Source organism: Sorangium sp. So ce128, assembly GCF_051525245.1.
Classification (GTDB): Bacteria; Myxococcota_A; Polyangia; order Polyangiales; family Polyangiaceae; genus Sorangium; species Sorangium cellulosum_B.
Window position 1 is genome coordinate 491,482 of the sequence record NZ_CP150313.1, and the last position, 21,216, is coordinate 512,697.

General features: G+C 71.2%; 5 protein-coding genes. 2 read left to right on the plus strand and 3 right to left on the minus strand.

Annotation, left to right across the window (positions count from 1 at the left end; translation table 11 throughout):
• The first annotated feature begins 147 nt into the window (after nt 1–147).
• Nucleotides 148–5,208, plus strand: coding sequence for a protein kinase domain-containing protein (locus WME82_RS02065; protein ID WP_438041467.1), 5,061 nt, complete (start codon nt 148–150; stop codon nt 5,206–5,208).
• Between the two features lie 22 nt (nt 5,209–5,230).
• On the opposite strand, the gene WME82_RS02070 is transcribed toward WME82_RS02065, so the two are convergent.
• The 3 genes from WME82_RS02070 to WME82_RS02080 all read right to left on the minus strand — a co-directional run bounded on the left by WME82_RS02070 (nt 5,231) and on the right by WME82_RS02080 (nt 19,634).
• Entirely contained in the window at nt 5,231–16,786 is an 11,556-nt protein-coding gene (locus WME82_RS02070; protein WP_438041468.1) for an amino acid adenylation domain-containing protein, read from the minus strand.
• Nucleotides 16,787–17,349: 563 nt separating this feature from the next.
• Nucleotides 17,350–17,931, minus strand: a complete 582-nt coding sequence (locus WME82_RS02075) for a cupin domain-containing protein (protein WP_438041469.1) — start codon at nt 17,929–17,931, stop codon at nt 17,350–17,352.
• Between the two features lie 458 nt (nt 17,932–18,389).
• A complete protein-coding gene (locus tag WME82_RS02080) occupies nt 18,390–19,634 on the minus strand; it encodes a class I SAM-dependent rRNA methyltransferase (RefSeq protein ID WP_438041470.1) in 1,245 nt (414 codons plus the stop codon).
• 30 nt (nt 19,635–19,664) lie between these two features.
• Here WME82_RS02080 and WME82_RS02085 point away from each other — a divergent pair, with 30 nt between their 5' ends.
• Entirely contained in the window at nt 19,665–20,738 is a 1,074-nt protein-coding gene (locus WME82_RS02085) for a hypothetical protein (protein ID WP_438041471.1), read from the plus strand.
• Nucleotides 20,739–21,216: the final 478 nt, after the last annotated feature.

The window sequence follows — 21,216 nt, forward strand, 5'->3', positions numbered from 1 at the left end:
GGGCTGACGGGCGGCGCGCGCGACTCCGACGCTCGCCTGCCGCGGGCTGCTACGTGCGACCCCAGTGGATCACCTGGGCGGCTGCCTCGGGCCGCGGCTGTAAGGGATCCCCTTGCTGTGATGACGCGAACCCGCGAGAATGTATTTATGGCAAGCGGGGCTGATTACACATTGACGGGCGTCATCCACGAATCCTCGGCGACGACGGTCTACCGGGGAGTTCGAGAGAGCGACCGCTCCCCGGTGGCGATCAAGCGGCTCAAGAGCGAGCGCCCGCTGCCGGTCGAGATCGCGAAGCTCAAGTACGAATACGCCATCGCCCGAGACCTCGCGCTGCCGGGCGTCGTGAGGGTCTATGGGATCGAGAAGGTGGGCAGCGGCCTGGCGCTCATCATGGAGGACGCGGGCGAGCGCCCGCTCAACGAGATCATCGGCGCGAGCAAGCTGAAGCTGGAGGACGCGCTCCGTATCGCGATCTCGATCGCGGACGCCCTGGAGTCCATCCATCGACGAGGCGTCACTCACATGGACGTCAAGCCGCACAACATCCTCATCAACGCGGAGACGCTGGAGGCGAAGCTGACGGATTTCGGCAGCGCGACGCGCCTGTCGCAGGAAGCCCACAAAGCGAACCGCTTCGCGTCCTTCGAGGGGACCCTGGCCTACATGTCGCCGGAGCAGAGCGGGCGGCTGAACGTCGTCATCGATCGCCGCACGGACCTCTACTCCCTGGGCGTCACCCTGTACGAGATGGTGACGGGCGTCCTCCCCTTCCGGACGACGGACCTCATGGATCTCGTGCACAGCCACATCGCGCGGACCCCGCCGGCGCCGCAGACCGTGTCGCCCGCGGTGCCGAGCGCCGTCTCCGACATCGTGATGAAGCTCCTCGCCAAGAGCCCCGACGACAGGTACCAGAGCGCCCACGGGCTCAAGCTCGACCTGGAAGAGTGCTCGTCGCAGCTCTCGTCCAAGGGGAAGATCGAGCCGTTCCCCGCCGGCCGATACGACTACGTCGATGAGCTGCGGGCGCCTCAGAAGCTCTACGGCCGGGAGACCGAGGTCGCGCTCCTCTCCGACGCGTGGGTCCGCACGAGGCAGGGCGGGAGCGAATCCGTCCTGGTCTCCGGCTACTCCGGGATCGGCAAGTCGGTCCTCGTGAACGAGCTCCAGAAGAGCGTCGTTCGTGAGAGAGGGTATTTCGCGACCGGCAAGTTCGACCAGCTCAACCGGACCACGCCGTACGCGGCCGTCGCGCACGTCTACCAGGAGCTCATCCGCAACATCATGGCGGAGTCTGCCGAGGCGCTGGGGCAGTGGAAGCGCAGGCTGGCGGCGGCGGTCGGCTCGAACGGGCAGCTCCTCATCGATCTGATACCGGAGCTCGAGCTCCTCATCGGCCCTCAGCCGGCCGTCCCGGCGCTCGGCCCCACCGAGTCGCAGGCGCGGTTCCAGCTGACGCTCCAGAACTTCTGCCGCGCCTTCCCCTCCAAGGAGCGCCCCCTGGTCCTCTTCTTCGATGACCTGCAGTGGGCGGACGCGGCGTCGCTCAAGTTCCTCCAGAGCATCGCGGCCGAGGCGCGGATCCCCTACATGCTCATGATCGGCGCGTACCGCGACAACGAGGTCGACGCGAGCCACCTGTTCTCCGTGGTCCTCGGGGAGCTCCGCAAGAAGGCGGCGGCGGTGAGCGAGCTGACGCTCAAGCCGCTCGCCTTCGCCGACGTGAACCAGCTCGTCGCCGACACGTTGAGCTGCGATCCTCACCGCGCGGAGCCCTTCGCGAGGCTCATCTTCGACAAGACCCGGGGCAACCCGTTCTTCATGAGCCAGCTCATGAAGAGCCTGCACGCCGAGAGGCTCCTCTCGTTCGACCCCGGCGGCTTCTCGTGGACATGGGACCTCGATCGCATCCGCGAGGCGAAGGCCTCGGAGAACGTGATCGAGCTCATGGTGGGCAAGATGCGCCGGCTGCCCGAGCGCGCCCAGCGTATCCTCTCCCTCGCGGCGTGCGTCGGCCACCAGTTCGATCTGACGACGCTGGCGATCGTGACGAGGCGGTCGCGCCTGGAGGCGGCCCGCGAGCTCTGGGGCGTGCTCCGCGAGGGCTTCATCCTCCCCGTGGACGCGGAGTCCAGGTTCTTCGATATCGCCATGGACGGTGAGCTCGCCGTCGCCGAGGACGGCTCCGACGAGGAGCTCAACGTCTCCTACAGGTTCTTGCACGATCGCGTGCAGCAGGCCGCCTACGCGCTCATGGACGACGCGGACAAGCAGGCGGCGCACCTCCAGATCGGGCGGCTGATGCTGGAGGACAGCAGGCGAGATCAGTCCGAGGCCGAGCTGTTCGACATCGTGGGCCACATGAACAGGGGCGTCGCCCTGATCACGGACGATCGCGAGAAGCGGGCGCTCTCGCGGCTGAACCTCGACGCCGGCAAGCGGGCGAAGATGGGGGCGGCCTATGACGCCGCGGTCCATTACCTCGAGATCGGGACATCGCTGCTCGACGCGGAGAGCTGGAAGAGCGAGTACGAGCTCGCGTTCGGGCTCCACGCCGAGCTCGCGGAGTGCAGGTGCCTGAACGGCGGCTTCGAGGCGGCCGAGCCGCTGTTCGACGTCCTCGCGACCCAGGCGAAGAGCACGCTGGATCGCGCGAAGGTCTGCGTGCTGCGCATGACCTTCTACCTGATGCTCGGCCAGATCAACCGGGTGATAGACCAGGCGCTGGAAGCGCTCGGGCTCCTCGGGGTCGAGCTCCCGCAGGCCGCCGAGGAGCGCGAGGTGATGCTGCGCGCGGAGCTCGCCGCCTTGCGCGCGAGCCTGGAGGGGCGCGCGATCGCCGATCTCATCGACCTGCCGCTGGCCTCCAGCGCGGAGACACAGATGACCCTGGGCCTCCTCGGCGAGCTGGCGACGCCGGCGAACGCCGTGGATCCGACCCTCGCCTTGCTCGTGGTGATCAAGCAGATCAACCTGTCGATAAAGTACGGCAACTCGGCCACGTCCGCCCTGGGGTACGTCTCGTTCGGCAGCATGCTAGGGAACGATCTGCCCCTGTTCCGGGACAACCCTCAGCGATACGAGGAAGGGTACGAGTTCGCGAAGCTCGGGATCGCGCTCAACGAGAAGTTCAACAACGTTCGCCTCACCTGCAAGCTGCTGATCTACTTCGCGGCGACACTCCATCTGTTCGAGCATCTCTCGGCGACGATCGACTGCTTCGGGCGTTCCCGCCAGGCCGGGCTGGCGAGCGGCGACCTGGTCTATGCGTCGTATTGCTGCATGCACATCGCGGCGGCGAAGCTGAACCTCGGCGACGATCTGGACGCGCTCGCGGACGAGATCGAGCAGAACCTCGCGCTCGTGCGGCGGATCGGCGACCTGACCACGATCCACGCCCTGGTCTGCGCGAAGCAGGTGGTCGCGAACCTCACGGGTCGAACCGAAGGGGGGCACTCCCTGAGCGGCGGGGCGTTCGACGAGGCCGAGTTCACGAGGTCGATCGAGGGGCCGGAGCTCGGCTACGTGGCCAGCTGGTACAGCGCCTTCAAGCTCCAGCTGAGCTACCTCCACGGGGACTACGCGTCCGCGCGCTCGTTCCTGGCCACGGCCGAGCGGCAGAGCGTGGGGTGGACGACCCACGCCTGGGCGACGGAGATCGTGTTCTTCGGCTGCTTGACGCTCGCGGCGTCGTGCGACGGGGCGCCGGACGGCGAGCGGGCGCAGCACATGGAGGCGATCGCGAGGCTCGAGGCGAAGCTGAACCACTGGGCGGAGCTGAGCCCGTCCAACTACGCCCACAAGAGCACCCTCGTGGCGGGCGAGGTGGCGCGCCTCTCGGGGAGGACGCGGGACGCGATGATGCTCTACGAGAAGGCGATCGAAGCGGCGAGGGCGAGCCGGTTCGTGCGCGACGAGGCGATCGCGAACGAGATCGCGGCGAAGCTGTACGAGGCCGAGGGGCTGCTCCGGGCCGCTCGGGCCTTCATGACGGACGCCTACCACGCGTACCTCTTGTGGGGGGCGACAGCCAAGGTGGAGAGCCTGGCGCGGGTCGCTCCCCACCTCGTGCCTGCCGACGGAGGGCTCCTCGGGCCGCGCAGCGTGGTCGCCTCATCGCGCTCCGGCAGGGCGCAGACCACGTCGACGACGCGGCTCAGCACCAGCATCCTCGACGTGGAAGCCGTCATCCAGGCTGCGCAGGCGCTCGCGGGCGAGGTCGTCCTGGAGAGCGTCGTGAGCCGGCTGATGGAGATCGTCATCAAGAACTCCGGCGCGCAGAAGGGCGCCCTCATCCTCGAGCGAGAACAGCACCTGCTCGTCGAGGCGGTCGTCACGGCGGAGCCGAGCTCGCTCCGGGCGGGCCTGGCCGCCCCGCTCGAGGGGAGCGCCGACGTGCCGGTCTCCATCGTGCAGTACGTCGCGAGGACGAAGGAGCCCGTGATCCTGGCGGACGCGACCCAGGAGTCCCGGTTCGCGGCCGACCCGTACATCGCCGCGTGCGCCCCGAGGTCGATCCTGTGCCTGGCCATGGTCCACCAGGGCCGGACCAAGGGGATCATCTACCTGGAGAACCGGCTCGCCCCGAGCACCTTCAAGCCGGCGCGGCAGGAGCTCGTCAGGCTCCTTCTGACGCAGGCCGGGACGGCCGTGGAGAACGCGCTGCTCTACGAGCACCTGGAGCACCGCACGGCGGCGCTCCAGGAGGCCGAGCAGCGGCTCGGGGTCGAGTTCGCCGGGCGAGAGCGGAGCGAGCGGGAGCGCCTGTCCTTGCAGGAAGAGATCATCCGGGTGCAGAACGACCGGCTCGCGGAGCTGTCCACCCCCATCATCCCGATCACCGACCGGATCATGGTCATGCCGCTGATCGGGATGATGGACCGCGCGCGGGCCCAGCAGGCGCTCAGCACCGCCCTGCACGGGGTCGAATCGAACGGCGCCGAGGTCGTGATCATCGACATCACCGGCGTGAAGCTCGTCGACACCGACGTCGCGAGCACGCTGATGGCCACGGCGAAGGCCCTCCGGATGCTCGGGGCGCAGGCGGTGCTCACCGGCATCCGCCCCGAGGTCGCGACGACCCTCACGGGCCTGGAGATCGAGTTCAGAGAGATCGTGACGCGGGGGACGCTCCAGAGCGGCATCGCGTACGCGCTGCAGAGGACGGGGAGGACCGACGGCCTCGTGAAGAGCGCCGCGCGTTGAGCGCGGCGCTGGCTCGACCGGCTCAGGTCCTCGCCTGTCCGCTGTCGGGGCTGCTGTCCGGGCCGTTTCTCCGGGAGCTCCATCGGCTCAACCCCGAACGCGCGGTGCTCTCGGGGATCCTGGCCCGCATGCGGCTCCGCGCCGTGATGTGCGCCCGGACGACGCGGGCCACGGACGCGACCTGAGGCGGCTCCATCATGGTGAAATGGTTGCCCGGGACCTGGTGCATGACGAACCGCCCGCGGGTGAGGTCCCTCCAGTAGTCGACGTCGTCGGGCTCGCTCGCGCCGAGCTGATCGCGCGCGCGCACGAACAGGACGCTGGCTTCCGTCGGGCGCGGCTCGTAGAGCGTCATGGCGCGCCAGGTGCTCAGCACGATGGCGCGGAACGGCGCGTCCTCCTGGAGCGCGGCGACGAAGCCCTGGTACGCCTTGGGGGCCGCGTCCTTGAGCCCGATCATCTGCCGGAGCACGTCGTCGGCGCTCCCGATCGACGCGCCCCGCGCGGACGCAAGGGATCCGGTGTCCAGCAGGAGGAGCTGCACCTTCTTCCCTTCCGCCAGGAGCTGCTGCGCCATCTCGTAGGCGATCACGCCGCCGGCCGAGTGGCCGCCCAGGAGGTACGGGCCCTCCGGCTGGACGGCGCGCAGCTCTTGAACGTACCGCGCCGCCATGGCGGGGATCTCGGAGAAGACGGGCTCGTCGGGCTCCATCCCCGACGCCCGGATCCCGTAGATGGACAGCTCGGCGCCGATCTGCCGCGCCAGCTCGCGGTAGATGAAGATCGTGCCGCCGATGGGCTGCACAAGGAACAGCGGCGCCCTGCGGTGCGACCCGACGTGGAGCGGGACGATGAGCCGGCCGCGCCCGCGCCCCGACGCGACGCTGGCGCTCCTGTAGGTGGGCGGCGCGGAGGCGCTGGAAGGCTGGCTCTCGTGGATGTGCTCGGCGAGCGCCGCCACGGTGCGGAGCTCCAGCAGCGCGTGCACCGATAGCTCGACCTTCAGCCGCTCCTTGATCAGGGCCCGCACCTCGATCGCGCTCAAGGAGTGCCCGCCGAGGTCGAAGAAGTTGTCGTGCGGCCGCACCTTGGCCACGCCGAGCACCTCCCTGAAGATGTCCGCGAGCGCGCGCGCCACATGATCCGCAGGCGCCCCGGCCCTCTGCTCGGAGCTCGCGTCGCCCCGGTCCGTCGCAGGCGCCGGGAGCGACGCCGCGTCGCTGCTGTCGAGCGCCGACGAGGGCGCCGCCATCGTCGCAGGCGCCGGGCGCGAGGCGCCGAGCACGTACGGCGTGCGCTTGAACGGGTACGTCGGCAGCGGGACGCGCCGGCGCCGCTCGTCCCGGGAGAACGCCGCCCAGTCGACGTCGGCGCCGGCGCACCAGAGCTGGCCGACGGCGGCGAGCAGCGCCTCCAGGTCCGTCCGATCGGAGCCCGAGCTCGCCATCGTGGTGAGAATGAGCCGCCCCGCGCCGGCGTCGGGGTGCTGGCTCGCCAGCGTGGCCAGCGTCCGCCCGGGCCCGACCTCGACGAAGACGTGATCCGGGTCGAGGAGCAGCGCTTCGAGCCCTCGCCCGAAGCGGACGGTCCCCCGGAGGTGCCGCGCCCAGTAGGACGGATCCTGGGCATCGGCGTCCGTCATCCACGCGCCGGTGAGGTTCGAGAGCATCGGGATGCGCGGCGCCCGTCGCTCCAGGGAGGCCGCCAGCTGGGTCAAGCGGTCCGCGAGCGGGCCGACGAGCGAGGAGTGCGCCGCCGTGGCGATCGGCAAGCGCCGGGTCTCGTGGCCCTCGCGCGCGCACGCCTGCTCGAGGCGCTCGATCGCCGGCAGCGTCCCGGAGACGACGCACACCTCCGGGCCGTTGACGGCGGCCAGGGAGAGGCCGTCGCCGAGCCGATCGAGCAGCGCGTCCTCGGAGAGATGCACGACGAGCGTCGCCACGTGCCTGGGCAGCTGCTCGTACAGGCGCCCGCGCGCCGCGATGAGCGTCACCGCGGCCTCGAGCGACAGCACGCCCGCGACGCAGGCGGCGGTGTACTCGCCCAGGCTGTGTCCGCTGACCGCCGCGGGGCGGATGCCCCACGACAGGAGGAGCCGCGCCGTCGCGACCTCGGTCGAGAAGATGGCCGCCATGTTCGCGCAGGGGGCGCGCAGCTGCTCGGCCGCGCGCTCGCGCTCCTCGGGGCCCGGGAAGAGCAGCGCCCGGATATCCACGGAGAGCGCGCGCTGGAACAGCGTGGCGCACTGATCGAGGCTCTCCCGGAAGACGCGCTCGCTCCCGTACAGCTCTCGCCCCATGTCCACCCGCTGGGAGCCTCCGCCGGGGAAGAGGAACACCACCTTCGGCGCGCGGCCCTCGGCGACGTCGCTGAAGGCGTGGGCGGGATCGCGCGCTCGCAGGCGGGCGGCCGCCGAGACCGGGTCGCGGCAGACGACGGCGCGGCGATGCGCGAACCGCGCCCGCCCCTGCTGGAGCGTGAAGGCGACGTCGGGGAGGGAGACGCGCGCCGCGTGCCGCAGGTGCCCGGCCAGCCGATCCGTGATGCCCTCGAGCGCTTCGCTCGTCTGCGCGGACAGGACCAGCAGCTGGCAAGCCCGCGACGGGCCGGACGGATCCATCGCGGGCGCCTCCTCCAGGACCACGTGGGCGTTCGTGCCCCCCATCCCGAAGGCGCTCACCCCGGCGCGGCGCGGGCGCGTTCCGCGCTTCCAGGCGAGCGGCGCGGCGTTGACGAAGAACGGGCTGCTCTCCAGGTGGAGCTCGGGGTTCGGGCGCCGGAAGTGGAGCGTGGGCGGGATCAGCTCGTGCTCGAGCGAGAGCGCGGCCTTGATGAGCCCGGTGGCCCCGGCGGCCGCCCCCAGGTGCCCCAGGTTGCTCTTCACCGAGCCCAGCGCGCAGAACCCGACTTTGTCAGTGCCATTTCTGAAGGCGCGCGACAGGGCGGCGACCTCGATCGGATCGCCGAGCCTCGTGCCCGTCCCGTGGCCCTCGACGAAGGTGATGCTCTCCGGCTCCACCCCTGCGGCGGCGTGCGCCTTGAGGATCGCCTGCGCCTGTCCTTCCGTGCCCGGCGCGGCGTAGCCGACCTTGCGCGAGCCGTCGTTGGTGATCGCGGATCCGAGGATGACGGCGTGGATGTGGTCGCCGTCGCGGAGCGCGTCCTCCAGCCGCTTGAGCACGACCACCGACACGCCGCTGCCGGCCACGGTCCCCTGCGCGTCGGCGTCGAACGGCCGGCAGTGCCCGTCCGGCGACGCGAGCGAGCCCTCCTCGTGGACGTGACCGAGGCGCGTCGGCGGGAGGACCACGACGCCGCCTGCGAGGACCATGTCGCACTCCTTCGTGGCGAGGCTCTGGCAGGCCAGGTGCACCGCGACGAGCGACGTCGAGCACGCGGTCAGCACCGTCACGGCGGGCCCGCGGAGGCCCAGCTTGTACGCCACCCGCGTCGTCAGGCCGTCGGTGACGTTCCCGGTGAAGATCCGGTAGTACTCGGCGCTCAGCGGCGCCTTGGGCATGCCGACGCGCTCCAGCCAGTACAGCGGGGCGTCGCTCCCGGCGAAGACGCCGACCGACTGCTCGCACGAGAGCGGGTCGTAGCCCGCCCTCTCCATCGCCTCCCAGGCGCACTCGAGGAAGATCCGGTGCTGCGGGTCCATGAGCATCGCCTCGTTCGGGCTGTAGCCGAAGAACCGCGCGTCGAAGCACATCGCGTCGTCCAGCACGCCGCACGCCGGCACGAGGTTCGGCGCGCGGATCAGCTCCAGATCGACGCCCGAGGCCTCCAGCTCCTCGGGCGTGAAGAAGCGGATGCCCTCGACGCCGTTGCGCAGGTTGAACCAGAGCGTGTCGACGTCGCGCGCCTTGGGGTAGCGCCCGGACATCCCTACGATTGCGACGGCGTTCGCGGGCGCCGCCTTGCGCTCCGGCGCGGGGGCCCGGCGGCTCGAGGGGCGCGTCGGCGGCGCCGGCGCTGCGGTCTCGTCTGCCTCCGCGGCCCGCGGGGCCGCCCCGAGGTGAGCGGCCAGGCTGCGTATCGTCGGGTGCTGGAACAGCTCCACGATCGGAACGTTCCGGCCGAGGCGCGCCTGGAGCGCGGCCTGGACCTGCACGAGCAGGAGCGAGTGGCCGCCGATCTCGAAGAACCGATCATCGAGCCCCACGCGGTCGAGGTCGAGCACCTTGCGCCAGATCTCGCTCAGGACCGCCTCGATGTCCGAGGCCGGCGCGGCGGTCTTGGGCTCGGCGCTCGGCGTCGGGCGATCGGGCGCGGGGAGCGCGCGCCGATCGACCTTCCCGCTCGCGTTGAGCGGCAGCGCGTCGAGCTTCACGAAGATCGCCGGGACCATGTACTCGGGGAGCTTCGCCGCGAGGAACTCCCGCAGGGCCGGGAGGAGCGCGCGCGCCTGCTTCGCGCGGAGCGGGTCGTTGACCAGCGGCGAGCGCGCCTGTCCCTCGGCGGCGCTCGCGCCGAGGAGGGCGCGCGGCCTCCGCGGATCCCCGTCGCGCTCGAAGAGGACGTCCATGCGCTCCGGGCCTCCGGTCCGCGACCAGGTGACGCGGACCGCGTAGCCCAGCCTGCCGCCGAGCTCCCAGAGCGCCTCCGGCTCGATCGCGACGCCGGCGCGCGCGGGGCCCGCGGCGCAGAGGTCCTCCTTGGTCCCGCTCGCCGTCGAGAGCGCCGCTGCCAGGGCGACGTCCGCGTGCACGCGCGCGTTCGGGATGCCCAGCACCTCCAGCGCCTCGGGGCGGTCCTCCCGCAGCGACCGCTCGATCTCGTGGAGGTCCGCCGCCGCCGACCCGCCGATCGATCGAGCGATCGCGGCCGGCTCCGCCGCCGCGCCAACGAACAGCACGACGTCGTACCGGTAGCGGGTCATCTCCTCGGCGCCGTGGCCGCGCTTGAGCCAGATCTCCACGTGGCTCACGCCCGGGATCTGGCCGCGCAGGGCGCGGAAGTAGTCGGGCGCGACGACGAGCTCTTCCTCGATCGAGATCGCCCGCCGCACCCGGCCACGCAGCTCCTCGGCCGCTGTATCCGGCGACGCCCGGTGGAGCTGCACCGACGCGTGGAACGCCTCGAGCAGGGGGAGGCTCCGCACGTCGCCGATGAACACGAGCCCGCCGGGAGCGACCGAGCGGACGGCGCCTTCGATCACCGATCGCAGGTAGTCGGCGCCGGGGAAGTACTGCACGATCGAGTTGAGGACGATCGCGTCGAAGCTCCCGGGCTCGACGTGGCTGAAGTCGTTGGCCTCGCGGCGCGCCAGCGTCACGTGCGTGTACCCCCTGGCGGCGAGCCTGGGGCGGAGCAGGGAGATGGCCTGCTCCGAGAAGTCGGTCGCCAGGTAGGCTTCGCAGCGGGGCGCCGTCTTCAGGAGAAGGAGGCCTGTCCCGCAGCCGATCTCCCAGACCCGCTTCGGCTGGAAGGACAGGATCCGCTCGACCGTGAAATCGCGCCACGCGCGCATCTCCGCCGCCTCGATGGGCGCGCCGGTGTAGCTGCTGTTCCAGCCCGTCGTGTCGAGGTCCGGATCGGTGACGGCGGTGTCCTTCGCGTAGGTATCGTCGTACAGCGCGCGCCACTCCGTGACGTGGCCCGCCTGGAGGCTCGCGTCGTGCGCCGCGGGCTGCCCGCCGCTGCTCGGCACCACGTAGGCGACGAGGCGCTTGTCGCCGTGAGCGTCGTCCGTCGCGAGGACGACGGCGTCGTCGAGGGCGGGGTGCTGCCTGAGCGTGGCCTCGATCTCGCCGAGCTCCAGGCGGAAGCCGCGGATCTTGACCTGGTGGTCGAGCCTGCCGAGGAACTCGATGTCGCCGTCGTGCCGCCAGCGGACGAGGTCGCCGGTGCGGTACATGCGCGCGCCGGGGTCGGAGGAGAAGGGGTCGGGGAGGAAGCGGTCTTCTGTGAGCTGCGGGTCGTGGAGGTAGCCGCGGGCGAGGCCGTCGCCGGCGATGTAGAGCTCGCCGGGGACGCCGACGGGGACGGGCTGCCGGCGCGGGTCGAGGAGGTAGACGCGCACGTTGTCGATGGGCCGGCCGATGGGCGGCTTTCGTGAGGGGCCGCGGTCGGCGGGGGCGCCCCGGAGGAGCGAGCAGGAGGTGGTGACGACGGTGGCCTCGGTGGGGCCGTAGTTGTTGACGACCTCGAAGGGGATGGCGCGGTGAGGCCAGCGCCGTAGCCTGTCGCCGCCGGTGAGCAGGGCGCGCAGGGAGCAGCGAGCGGGCCAGTCGAGGCGCAGCAGCTCCTCGGCGATGGGGGTGGGGACGAAGGAGACCGAGATGTGCTGTTCCAGCAGCCACTGCTGGAGCTCCAGGGGCGAGCGGCGGATGGCATCGGAGGGGATGTACAGGCACGCGCCGGAGCAGAGCGAGGGCCACATCTCCCAGACCGAGGCGTCGAAGCCCGGGCTCGCGATGAGGGTGGTTCGATCCGTGCTGGACAGGGCGAACCGCCGCCTGTGCCAGGCCACCAGGTTGGTGAGCCCGCGGTGCTCCACGAGCACGCCTTTCGGCCGGCCCGTGGAGCCCGACGTGTAGATCACGTACGCCAGGTCAGAGGAGCCTGTGCTCCTCGGCGGCGCCGAATCAGGCTGCCCGGTGAGCGCCCGCCCGTCGGCGTCGAGGCGGATCACCACGCCGCCGAACGCGGGGATGCGGTCGGCGAGGCGCGCTCCGGTGATGAGCACCGGCGCCCTGGAGTCGTTCAGCATGAGCTCCAGCCGCTCGCTCGAGCTCTCGGGGCCGAAGGGGACGTACGCCCCGGAAGCCTTGAGGATCCCGACGATGCCGACCAGGAGAGCGAGCGACCGTTCTGCGTGGATCGCGACCGCCGTCCCCGGCACCACGCCGGCCTCGCGCAGGCGGTGGGCGAGCTGGTTCGCTCGGCGATCGAGCTCGCCGTACGTCAACGAGCCGCGGTCGGCCACGGCGGCCAAGGCATGCGGCGCGCGCGCCGCCTGCTCCTCGAACAGGTCGAGGACGCACCGGTCCCCTGGAGGGTCGACCGCCGTGTCGTTCATCTCGATCACGAGCCTCCGCTGCTCGGCGCGCGTGAGCAGCGGCAGCGACGACACCGGCTGATCCGGCCCCGAGGCCGCGGTGGAGAGCACCGTCAGCAGGTGCTCCGCCATCCGCTCGATCGTCGCTCGATCGAAGAGATCGGTGCTGTACTCGAGCATCCCCGTCACGCCGTCGGGGCTCTCCCAGGAGTACAGCGAGAGGTCGAAGATCGTCTTCTTGGCGTCGGCCTCGATGGGACGGACCTCGACCCCGGCGAGCGCGAGATCGCGCTCCGCCGGGCTCTGCGGGGCGAAAGCGATCTGCACGACCGGGTTGTAGCCCGGGCTGCGCTCGGGCCTCAGCTCCTGCACGAGCACATCGAAGGGCAGCATGTCGTGCTCGTAGGCCTCCAGGCACAGCTGCCGCACCCGCTGGAGCAGCTCGTCGAAGCTCGGGTCGCCGGACAGATCGACGCGCAGGGGCACGATGTTCACGAAGAAGCCCATGATGTCCTCGAGATCCATGCGCGCCCGGTTGGCGCTCGGCATTCCGATCAAGAGGTCGTCGCGCTGCGTGTAGCGGTGCAGCAGGACGGCGAAGGCGGCCATGAGGACCATCGTCACCGTCATCCCCCGCTGGGCGCTGAGCTCCCCGAGGCGCTCCACGAGCGGCGCGTCGATCCGGAAGGAGACGGTGGCGCCGCGCAGGCTCTGGATCGCCGGCCGCGGATGATCGCTCGGCAGCTCGAGCAGGGGGGGCGCGTGGAGCAGCCGCTCTTTCCACCAGGCGAGCAGCTCTGCTCGGGCGCTGTCCCTCATCTGTTCGCGTTGCCACGCGGCGAAGTCGGCGTACTGGATCGCGAGCTCGGGCAGCGCCGCGGGGGCGCTCCCGCGGTGGCCGTCGTAGAGGATGGCGAGCTCGCGGAACGCGAGCTCGATGGACCAGCCGTCGGTCGCGATGTGATGGAGGTGGAGCCACAGGATGTGGTCCTCCGGCCCGAGCTTGAGCAGGCAAGCCCGGAGCAGGGGGCCTCGCTCGAGGTCGAAGAGCGTCTGCGCCTCTGCGTTGATGCGCTGGTGCGCCGCGACCTCCCGCTCTTCCGCGGAGAGGTGCTGGAGATCCATCACGTTGAGCTGCAACGAGCTCTGCGGGGCGATGATCTGGACCGGCCGCCCGTCGCGCTCCGCGTAGGTCGTCCGCAGGATCTCGTGCCGCTGCGCGAGCTCGCGGAGGCTCTTGTCCAGCGCTCCGATATCGACGCGCCCGCGCAGGCGGAACGGGAACAAGCAGTTGTAGGCCCGGCTCTCCGGCGCCAGCCGCTGGAGGAACCAGAGGCGCTCTTGCCCGAAGGACAGGGGCAGCGGCCCGAGGCGCGGGACGGGCGAGATCGCGCGCTCGGCCCCGCGCGCCGCGGGCTCCTGCCTCACGAGGGGCGCGAGCTCGGCGATGGTCGGGCGGCGGAAGAGCTCCTGGAACGCGAGTTCGACCCCGAGCGCGCTGCGCACGCGGGAGAGCAGCCGCACGGCATGGACAGAGCTGCCGCCCAGCTCGAGGAAGCTGTCATGCACCCCCACGCGCTCCTGCCGCAGCACCTCCTGCCAGATCCCGGCGAGCGCCCGCTCGACGGGAGAGCGAGGCGCGACGAAGGCGTGCGCCAGCGCGGTCCGCGCGGGGCCGGGGGCCGGGAGCGCCGCTCGGTCGACCTTGCCGTTCGCCGTCATCGGCAGCGCGTCGAGCGCGACGATGGTGGACGGCACCATGAACTCGGGCAGCCTGCCCAGGAGGTGAGCGCGGAGCGCTGCCGGCGACGCCTCCACTCCTCGCGCGGAGGCTCCGTCGCCGCTCGTCGGGACCACGTAGGCGACGAGGCGCTTGTCGCCGTGAGCGTCGTCCGTCGCGAGGACGACGGCGTCGTCGAGGGCGGGGTGCTGCCTGAGCGCGGCCTCGATCTCGCCGAGCTCCAGGCGGAAGCCGCGGATCTTGACCTGGTGGTCGAGCCTGCCGAGGAACTCGATGTCGCCGTCGTGCCGCCAGCGGACGAGGTCGCCGGTGCGGTACATGCGCGCGCCGGGCGCGTCGGAGAAGGGGTCGGAGAGGAAGCGGTCGCGGGTGAGCTCCGGGTCGTGGAGGTAGCCGCGGGCGAGGCCGTCGCCGGCGATGTAGAGCTCGCCGGGGACGCCGACGGGGACGGGCTGGCGTCGGGGATCGAGGACGTAGATGCGCACGTTGTCGATGGGCCGGCCGATGGGCGGCTCGCGTGAGGGGCCGCGGTCGTCGTGGGCGTCCCGGAGGAGCGAGCAGGAGGTGGTGACGACGGTGGCCTCGGTGGGGCCGTAGTTGTTGACGACCTCGAAGGGGATGGCGCGGTGAGGCCAGCGCCGTAGCCTGTCGCCGCCGGTGAGCAGGGCGCGCAGGGAGCAGCGAGCGGGCCAGTCGAGGCGCAGCAGCTCCTCGGCGATGGGGGTGGGGACGAAGGAGACCGAGATGTGCTGTTCCAGCAGCCACTGCTGGAGCTCCAGGGGCGAGCGGCGGATGGCATCGGAGGGGATGTGCAGGCACGCGCCGGAGCAGAGCGAGGGCCACATCTCCCAGACCGAGGCGTCGAAGCCCGGGCTCGCGATGAGGGTGGTTCGATCCGTGCTGGACAGGGCGAACCGCCGCCTGTGCCAGGCCACCAGGTTGGTGAGCCCGCGGTGCTCCACGAGCACGCCTTTCGGCCGACCCGTGGAGCCCGACGTGTAGATGACATACGCCAGGTCGTCCGGCGCCTGGCCAGCGGCCGGAGGCACCTTGTCCGCGGGCTCGCGATCGAGCATCGCCCGATCCGCGTCGAGGCGAACGACGCTGAGCCCGCGGCTCGGCACCCGGCAGACGAGGGCGTCGCTGGTCAGGAGCGCCGACACCTTCGCGTCCTCCATCATGAACGCGAGCCGAGCCGGCGGATAGGCCGGGTCGAGCGGGACGTACGCGCTCCCCGCCTTGAGCACGCCGAGCGCGGCCACGATCATGTCCGGTGAGCGCTCCAGGCAGATGCCGACGAGCGCGCCAGGCCCGGCGCCGCTCTTCCGGAGGAGGTGGGCGATCTGGTTGCTCCGCCGATCCAGCTCGGCATACGTGAGCCGCTCGCCTTCGAACGCCACCGCGGCGGCGGAAGGGGCGCGGCGCGCCTGCTCCTCGACCTGCTCGTGGACCAGCTCGCGCGGCGGCGCCGTCGCCGCGCCGCTGCTCCAGTCGACGAGCAGCTGCCGCCGCGCGTCGGCCGACAGGAGAGGCAGATCCGAGATCCGCTGATCAGGGGCCTCGGCAGCGCCGCCGAGCAGCGCCTGCCAGTGCTCGAGCAGCCTGACCGCCGTCGCCTGCTCGAAGAGATCGCGGCGGTAATCGAGCCTCGCGACGACCCCTTCGGCGGCGTCCTCGACCCTCACCACGAGATCATGAGCGACGTACGGAAGATCGAGGTCCGTTCGGGTCAGCGTCAGCAGCGGCCCATTGCACGGCGGGGGGCTGGGGGGCGTCGCCGCGAAGAGGACCTGGACGATCGGCGTGCGGCCCGGGTCCCGCGGCGCGGCGAGCTTCTCCAGCAGCGCCCTGGCGGGAACCTCGCTGTTCGCTCTGCCCTCCTCGATGGAGCGGTGTACCTGGCGCAGGAGCTGTCGGAACGAGGGCTGTGCGCCGAACCTGCCCCGCACGATCACCGGGCCGCCGAAGAGGCCGATGAGCTCCCGGACGTCCGGCGTATCGCGCCCGGGCAGGGGCGTGCCGATCAAGACATCCTCCTCGCCGGTGATCCGGTGCAGGACAGCCAGCATCCCCGCGAGCAGCGCGGTGAACAGGCGCGCTCCTTCGTCCCGGGCCGCCGCTTCGAGGCGCAGGAGGAGCGATCGGTCGAGCGCGCGCTCGACCGACCCTCCGTCGAAGGCATGCACGGCGGGCCGCGGCCGGTCCGTCGGAAGATCCAGGGCAGTCGGCGCGCCGGCGAGCTCCCGTGTCCAGTGGTCGAGCCGCGCGTCGAGGCGATCGCCGGCGGCGCGGTCGAGCTGCCGCCGGACGTGGTCCTGATAACGCATGGGCAGCGCCGGAGGTGTCATGGAATGGTAGAGGGCGCAGAGCTCCGAGAAGAACAGCCCCACGCTGAAGGCGCCGTCGCAGACGAGGCCGTGCATGGACAGCGCGACCAGGTGGCGACGCTGGTGCGCCCGGATGAGCGTCACCCGCCAGAGCGGGGCACGCTCTAGATCGAAGGGGCGAGCGGCCTCCTCGCGGGCGGCCGCGAGCGCCGCCTCGCCCGAGGTGGGCTGTAGGTCCGGGGCCAGATCCACCTCTCCGAGGTCGATCGCCACCGCGGGCCTGACGACCTGCGCGGGCTCTCCGTCGCGCTCGACAAAGGAGGTCCTGAGCGGCTCGTGGCGCGCCGCGATCTCCTCGATGGCGCGGCGCAGCCTGGGTACATCGAGATCCCCGTCGAGCCAGGCCGCGCCGCCTTCATGGATGACCGGCGCGGGACCATGGACTCGAGCAAGGAGCCATTTCGTCTCTTGCTCGAAGGAAAGTGGCGCGTAAGTCAGCTCAACCATGGCGCATGCCCTCCTGTCCGTTGATGTCAGAGAGCACCTCCCTCCTCCCGCTCCGAGCGTTCGGAGAGGCCCTTGCAATGGGCTCACGCGCGCCGCGTAGGCGCACCCATGCAGGTTGTCAGGCACTCCATTCGCTCGCGCGCCGGACGTCGGCTCAGCGATGTCCTCGGTGACATGGCGCTCCTCCTCCCGAGCGCGCTCCTCCTCCCGAGCGCGCATCAGGCGTACGCCTGTCACGGAACCATCACGCGAGAACTCGACGGCTTCGCCTCCCCCGGCGACACCTTTTCTTGGTCTACAGAATTAATAATGATCCTTTATCGTGGTATTGCCAAGCGGAATGATCGAAATCGTTCGAGCGACGAGCGGAAGGCTCATCTCGATCATGGTCGAGTTCCCGCCCGAGTCCCTGCCCGAACAAGTTCATCTGTGACGCGCTCTGGTCGGCGCGGCGCGGCGCCGCGCCCGGGGCCGCGCCGGCAGGGGACCGCGTCTGGCCCTGAGCAGCCAGCGCCTCCGTGGCTCGGCGGGGGCTGTCCGCGGATGGACCGCGAGGGCAGGCGCTACTCTGTGGGAGGATCGGTGAAGAGCATACCAGTCGTCGCCGTGAGCTTCTCCAGGATTGCGGGCCCGAAGCGCTCGGCGAAGCGCGCCCTGTCCTCGGGCGCGATGACGACGTCGCCCGGCTCGTCTTCGCGCTCGTCCGTGATGATGGCGAGGAGCAGCCCGGGCTCCTGGCCGACGTTCTCGAACTGCCGGTAGACGCCCACGGGCACGTCGATCATATCGAACGGCTCGAGCGTCGTCTCGTCCGTGGCGCCCTCGTTCCAGCGCAGCGCGAAGCGTCCAGTGAGGCACAGAAATACCTCCCTCGAGCGACGGTGTGCGTGCAGAGGGACTTTGTCGCCAGGCCTGCAGCTGACGATGCCCACGCTCATGCCTTTGGGGCCGACGATGGCCGGCCCCGTCCCCTCGCGCGCGTCCCCCGCCGCGTGCGCCATCAAGAGATACAGAGGAGGGTTCACGGCGTCGAACGCCTCCTGTGGGATGCTGGTGTCAACGGTGTGATTCACGTAAGCCCGGAGCTCGCCGAACCGCGCGATGCGCGAGCGCATCTGCTCCGGGGTGATCTTCAGCGTCGTCATGATAGATCCCCCTTGTCTGCCGCGTCCGAGCTCCTGGACCGCTCGGCGCGGCTCTTCTGCAAAGATACCGCGGGCTATGGCGGTACGCTCGATCGATTCCCTGCTTCGAATCGACTTTATCGCTCTCTATGGTCGCGCGTCACGGGGGTGACGCGCGTGAGCCGTGTGTTGGCTGAGCAATGGACAATACTGGGCCAGTGTAGTAGCGTGGCCCGGGAAGGCCGATCTCTGGAGGAGCTCGGAAGCGTCGAGACGCGACGCCGCCGATCCCGCGGAGCGCCGGACGGTGAAGCCGATACGGCCCCGGCGCCTGTCGGTCATGTCTTTGTGAACGACATTGAATTCCAGGGACAGCCGTTTCCGCTGCGCCGGCAGCGCCGTGGTCATTGGCGAATTCCAGGGACAGCCGTTTCCGCTGCGCCGGCAGCGCCTGCGTCACCGGCGGGCGTGTCAGCGCGTCACTCCAGCACCACGAACTTCAGATACCGCCCCTCCCACCACGCCGGCAGCGTCGGGTGGTCCTCCGGCTGCCCGTGGATCGCCCGGATCCGAAGGTCGTCCCGCTCCAGCGTGGCGTCGTCCAGCGTCGCCAGGAAGTCTTCCGCCGTGATGTGGCTCGAGCACGAAGCCGCGCACAACACGCCACCTCGATCCAGCACGCGCGCGACCGCGGCGTGCAGCCGCCGGTAGGCGCCGAGCGCGCGCGGCTTGGCGCGCTCGCTCGGCGCGAAGCTCGGCGGGTCGCAGATGATGAGATCGTACCGGTCGCCGCGCGCGCGGGCCTTCTCGAGGAAGTCGAACGCGTCCGCCGTCACGAACTCGTGGGCCGCCGGATCCTCGCCGTTCTCGCGGAACGTGCGCTGCGCCGACGCGTGCGCGGCCGACGCCGAGTCGACGGAGGTGACCCGGCCCGCGCCGCCGAGCGCCGCGGCCACCGAGAAGCCCCCCGCATAGCTGAAGAGGTTCAGCACGCGCCGGCGCCCGGCCGCGAGCGCGCGCACGCGGGCGCGGTTGTCGCGCTGGTCGAGGAACGCCCCCGTCTTCTGCCCGCGCGCGAGATCGACTTCCATCGCGACCCCCGTCTCCCTCACGAAGAGGCGATCCGGTAGAGGAGGCCCGTGCAGGTGCGCGAGCTTCTTCCCGTCCGCGTCCTCGCCCGCCGCCGCCTGCGCGCGCGCGCGCAGGCCGATCGAGCGCACGCCGCGGGCGCCCAGCGCGCGCGCGAGGTGCGGGAGCAGGCGATCGAGCCAGGGCGCCAGCATGTCGCCGTCGAGGCGGATCACCGCGGCGCGGTCGTACCGATCGATGACGAGCGACGGCACCCGGTCCCCCTCGCCGTTGCACAGCCGGTAGGCCGTGGTGTCGCGGCCATCGAACCAGCCGTCGCGCAGGGCGAAGGCGCGCTCGAGCCGCTCGGCGATGGCCCGCTCGTCGAGCGGCGGCGCCTGCGTGCGCTGGAAGACGCGGACGGCGATCGCCGAGTCCGCGTCCCAGAGCCCTCGCCCGAGGAACGGCGCCCCCTCGGCCGACAGCTCGACGACGTCGCCCGACGCCGCGGCGCCGCCGCGGTGCGCGCGCTCCCCGCGCTTGCCCTCGCCGCGCTTGCTCCCGTGCCCGCCGCCGTCCGCGATGCCGTCTCGGTAGACCCATGGGTGGCCGCGGCGGACGGCGGCGGCGGCTGGCGCGGTGAGATGGACCCGCATCGACCCCGCCTAGCACGGTAAGCTCGCAGCGTGCTGCACCGAGTTCGTTCGTCCGGATGGGCCTGCCTCGGGGGGATCTCGCTTGCCGTCGCGGCAGCCTGCACGCAGGACCACGGCGTCCTTGGCCGGGATCCATCGAGCGGGGCGAGCACCTCCGGCGCCGGCGGCGGCCCGGGAGCGACCACGAGCGGCGCGACGACGACCACGGGCGCGGGCGGCGGCGCGGTCGAGCCGCCGGGGCCGACGAAGCTCACGGTGGTGAACGGCATCAGCGATCACGACGCGGTCCGCTTCTGCTTCCTCGCGTACCCCGACGGGACGGGCGCCGGCGTGGATCCCTGGCCGGGCGCCGCCGCGGGCCTCGCGTTCGCCCGGGCCCAGGAGGTCGAGCCGCTCGGCGCGGCGATCCCCGAAGGGGCGAGCCTGCGCGCGCACGTGATCGCCGGCGACCTCCGCGCGACGGAGGGGCTCGACTGCGCCGAGATCCTCGCGCTCGCCGCGGAGAGCGCGGCCCCGATCGTGGCCGCGGGGCTCCCCGTGCTCCCGGCGCCCGTGTTCGCCGAGGAGAAGAGCCTCCTCGTGGTCGCCACCGGATGCCTCGGCGGCGAGGGACACACACACGAAAGCGAGAAGGAAGGCTGCGGCGACGCCTACACGATCGACACCCCGACCGCCGGCCTCGTCGCGGTCGCCATGTCGCGGCGGACGAGCTTCGACAGGGTGAGCCTGCAGGTCGCGCACGCGAGCGCGGCGACGCCGGTGGTCCATGTGGAGCTGACGCCCGGGCGCGAGGACGCGACCGGGGTGACGCTCGCGCAGGACCTCTCCTACGGCGCGATCGCGCCGTTCCCACCGTCCACCGGGTTCTCGGTGAGCGACCTCGGCGCGCTCGACGAGGTCGCGATCGAGACCCGCGATCCCATCGAGGGGATGGTGACGTCGTCGGTGCCGATGCGCGAGATCCTGGCGAGCAGCGACGTGCCGGCGGCGGACATCGGGGACGGTCAGGGGTTCGTGCTTGTCGCCGTCGGGGCCGCTCCGGGGGCGGAGCAGGGCGGGTTCTGGCACCCCCTGACGTACTCGCTCTTGCGGGCGAATCCCTGAGCTCGTTTCCAAATCATCCCATTACCGGCGAGGTTCCGGGGTTCACCGTCTCTCGTCGGACGGAACGACCACGCCTCACCTGGCAGCGCGCTGTGGACTCGCCTTGATTCCGCCTCGGGCATCAAGGCCCCATCGAGCGCGGTTCGCAATGCCACGATCCTGCCGTGTGATGCCGTGTTGTCCAGTATTTGCGCAAGACCCCGATTGCTCCTGTACGGCCGACTCGAGTGTGTCCGGCGTGTCTGCCGAGCTTGCAGCGCGCGTTGTCTTATCGGAGGATGAGGGACCTGCCCCCTCGGTCTCAGGCGCCTCCCTCTCTCCTCGCAGATCAGCGCTTCGCGGGCCTCCTCACGGCTCTGCCTGGCTCTTCGGCAAGGAGCGTCGCGCCGGGAAAATCGTGAGTCGCTCGACGAACGGGAGCGCCCTGTACGGATGACATCACGTGACAATCACCCGCCGTGACGATCGGATGAATCTC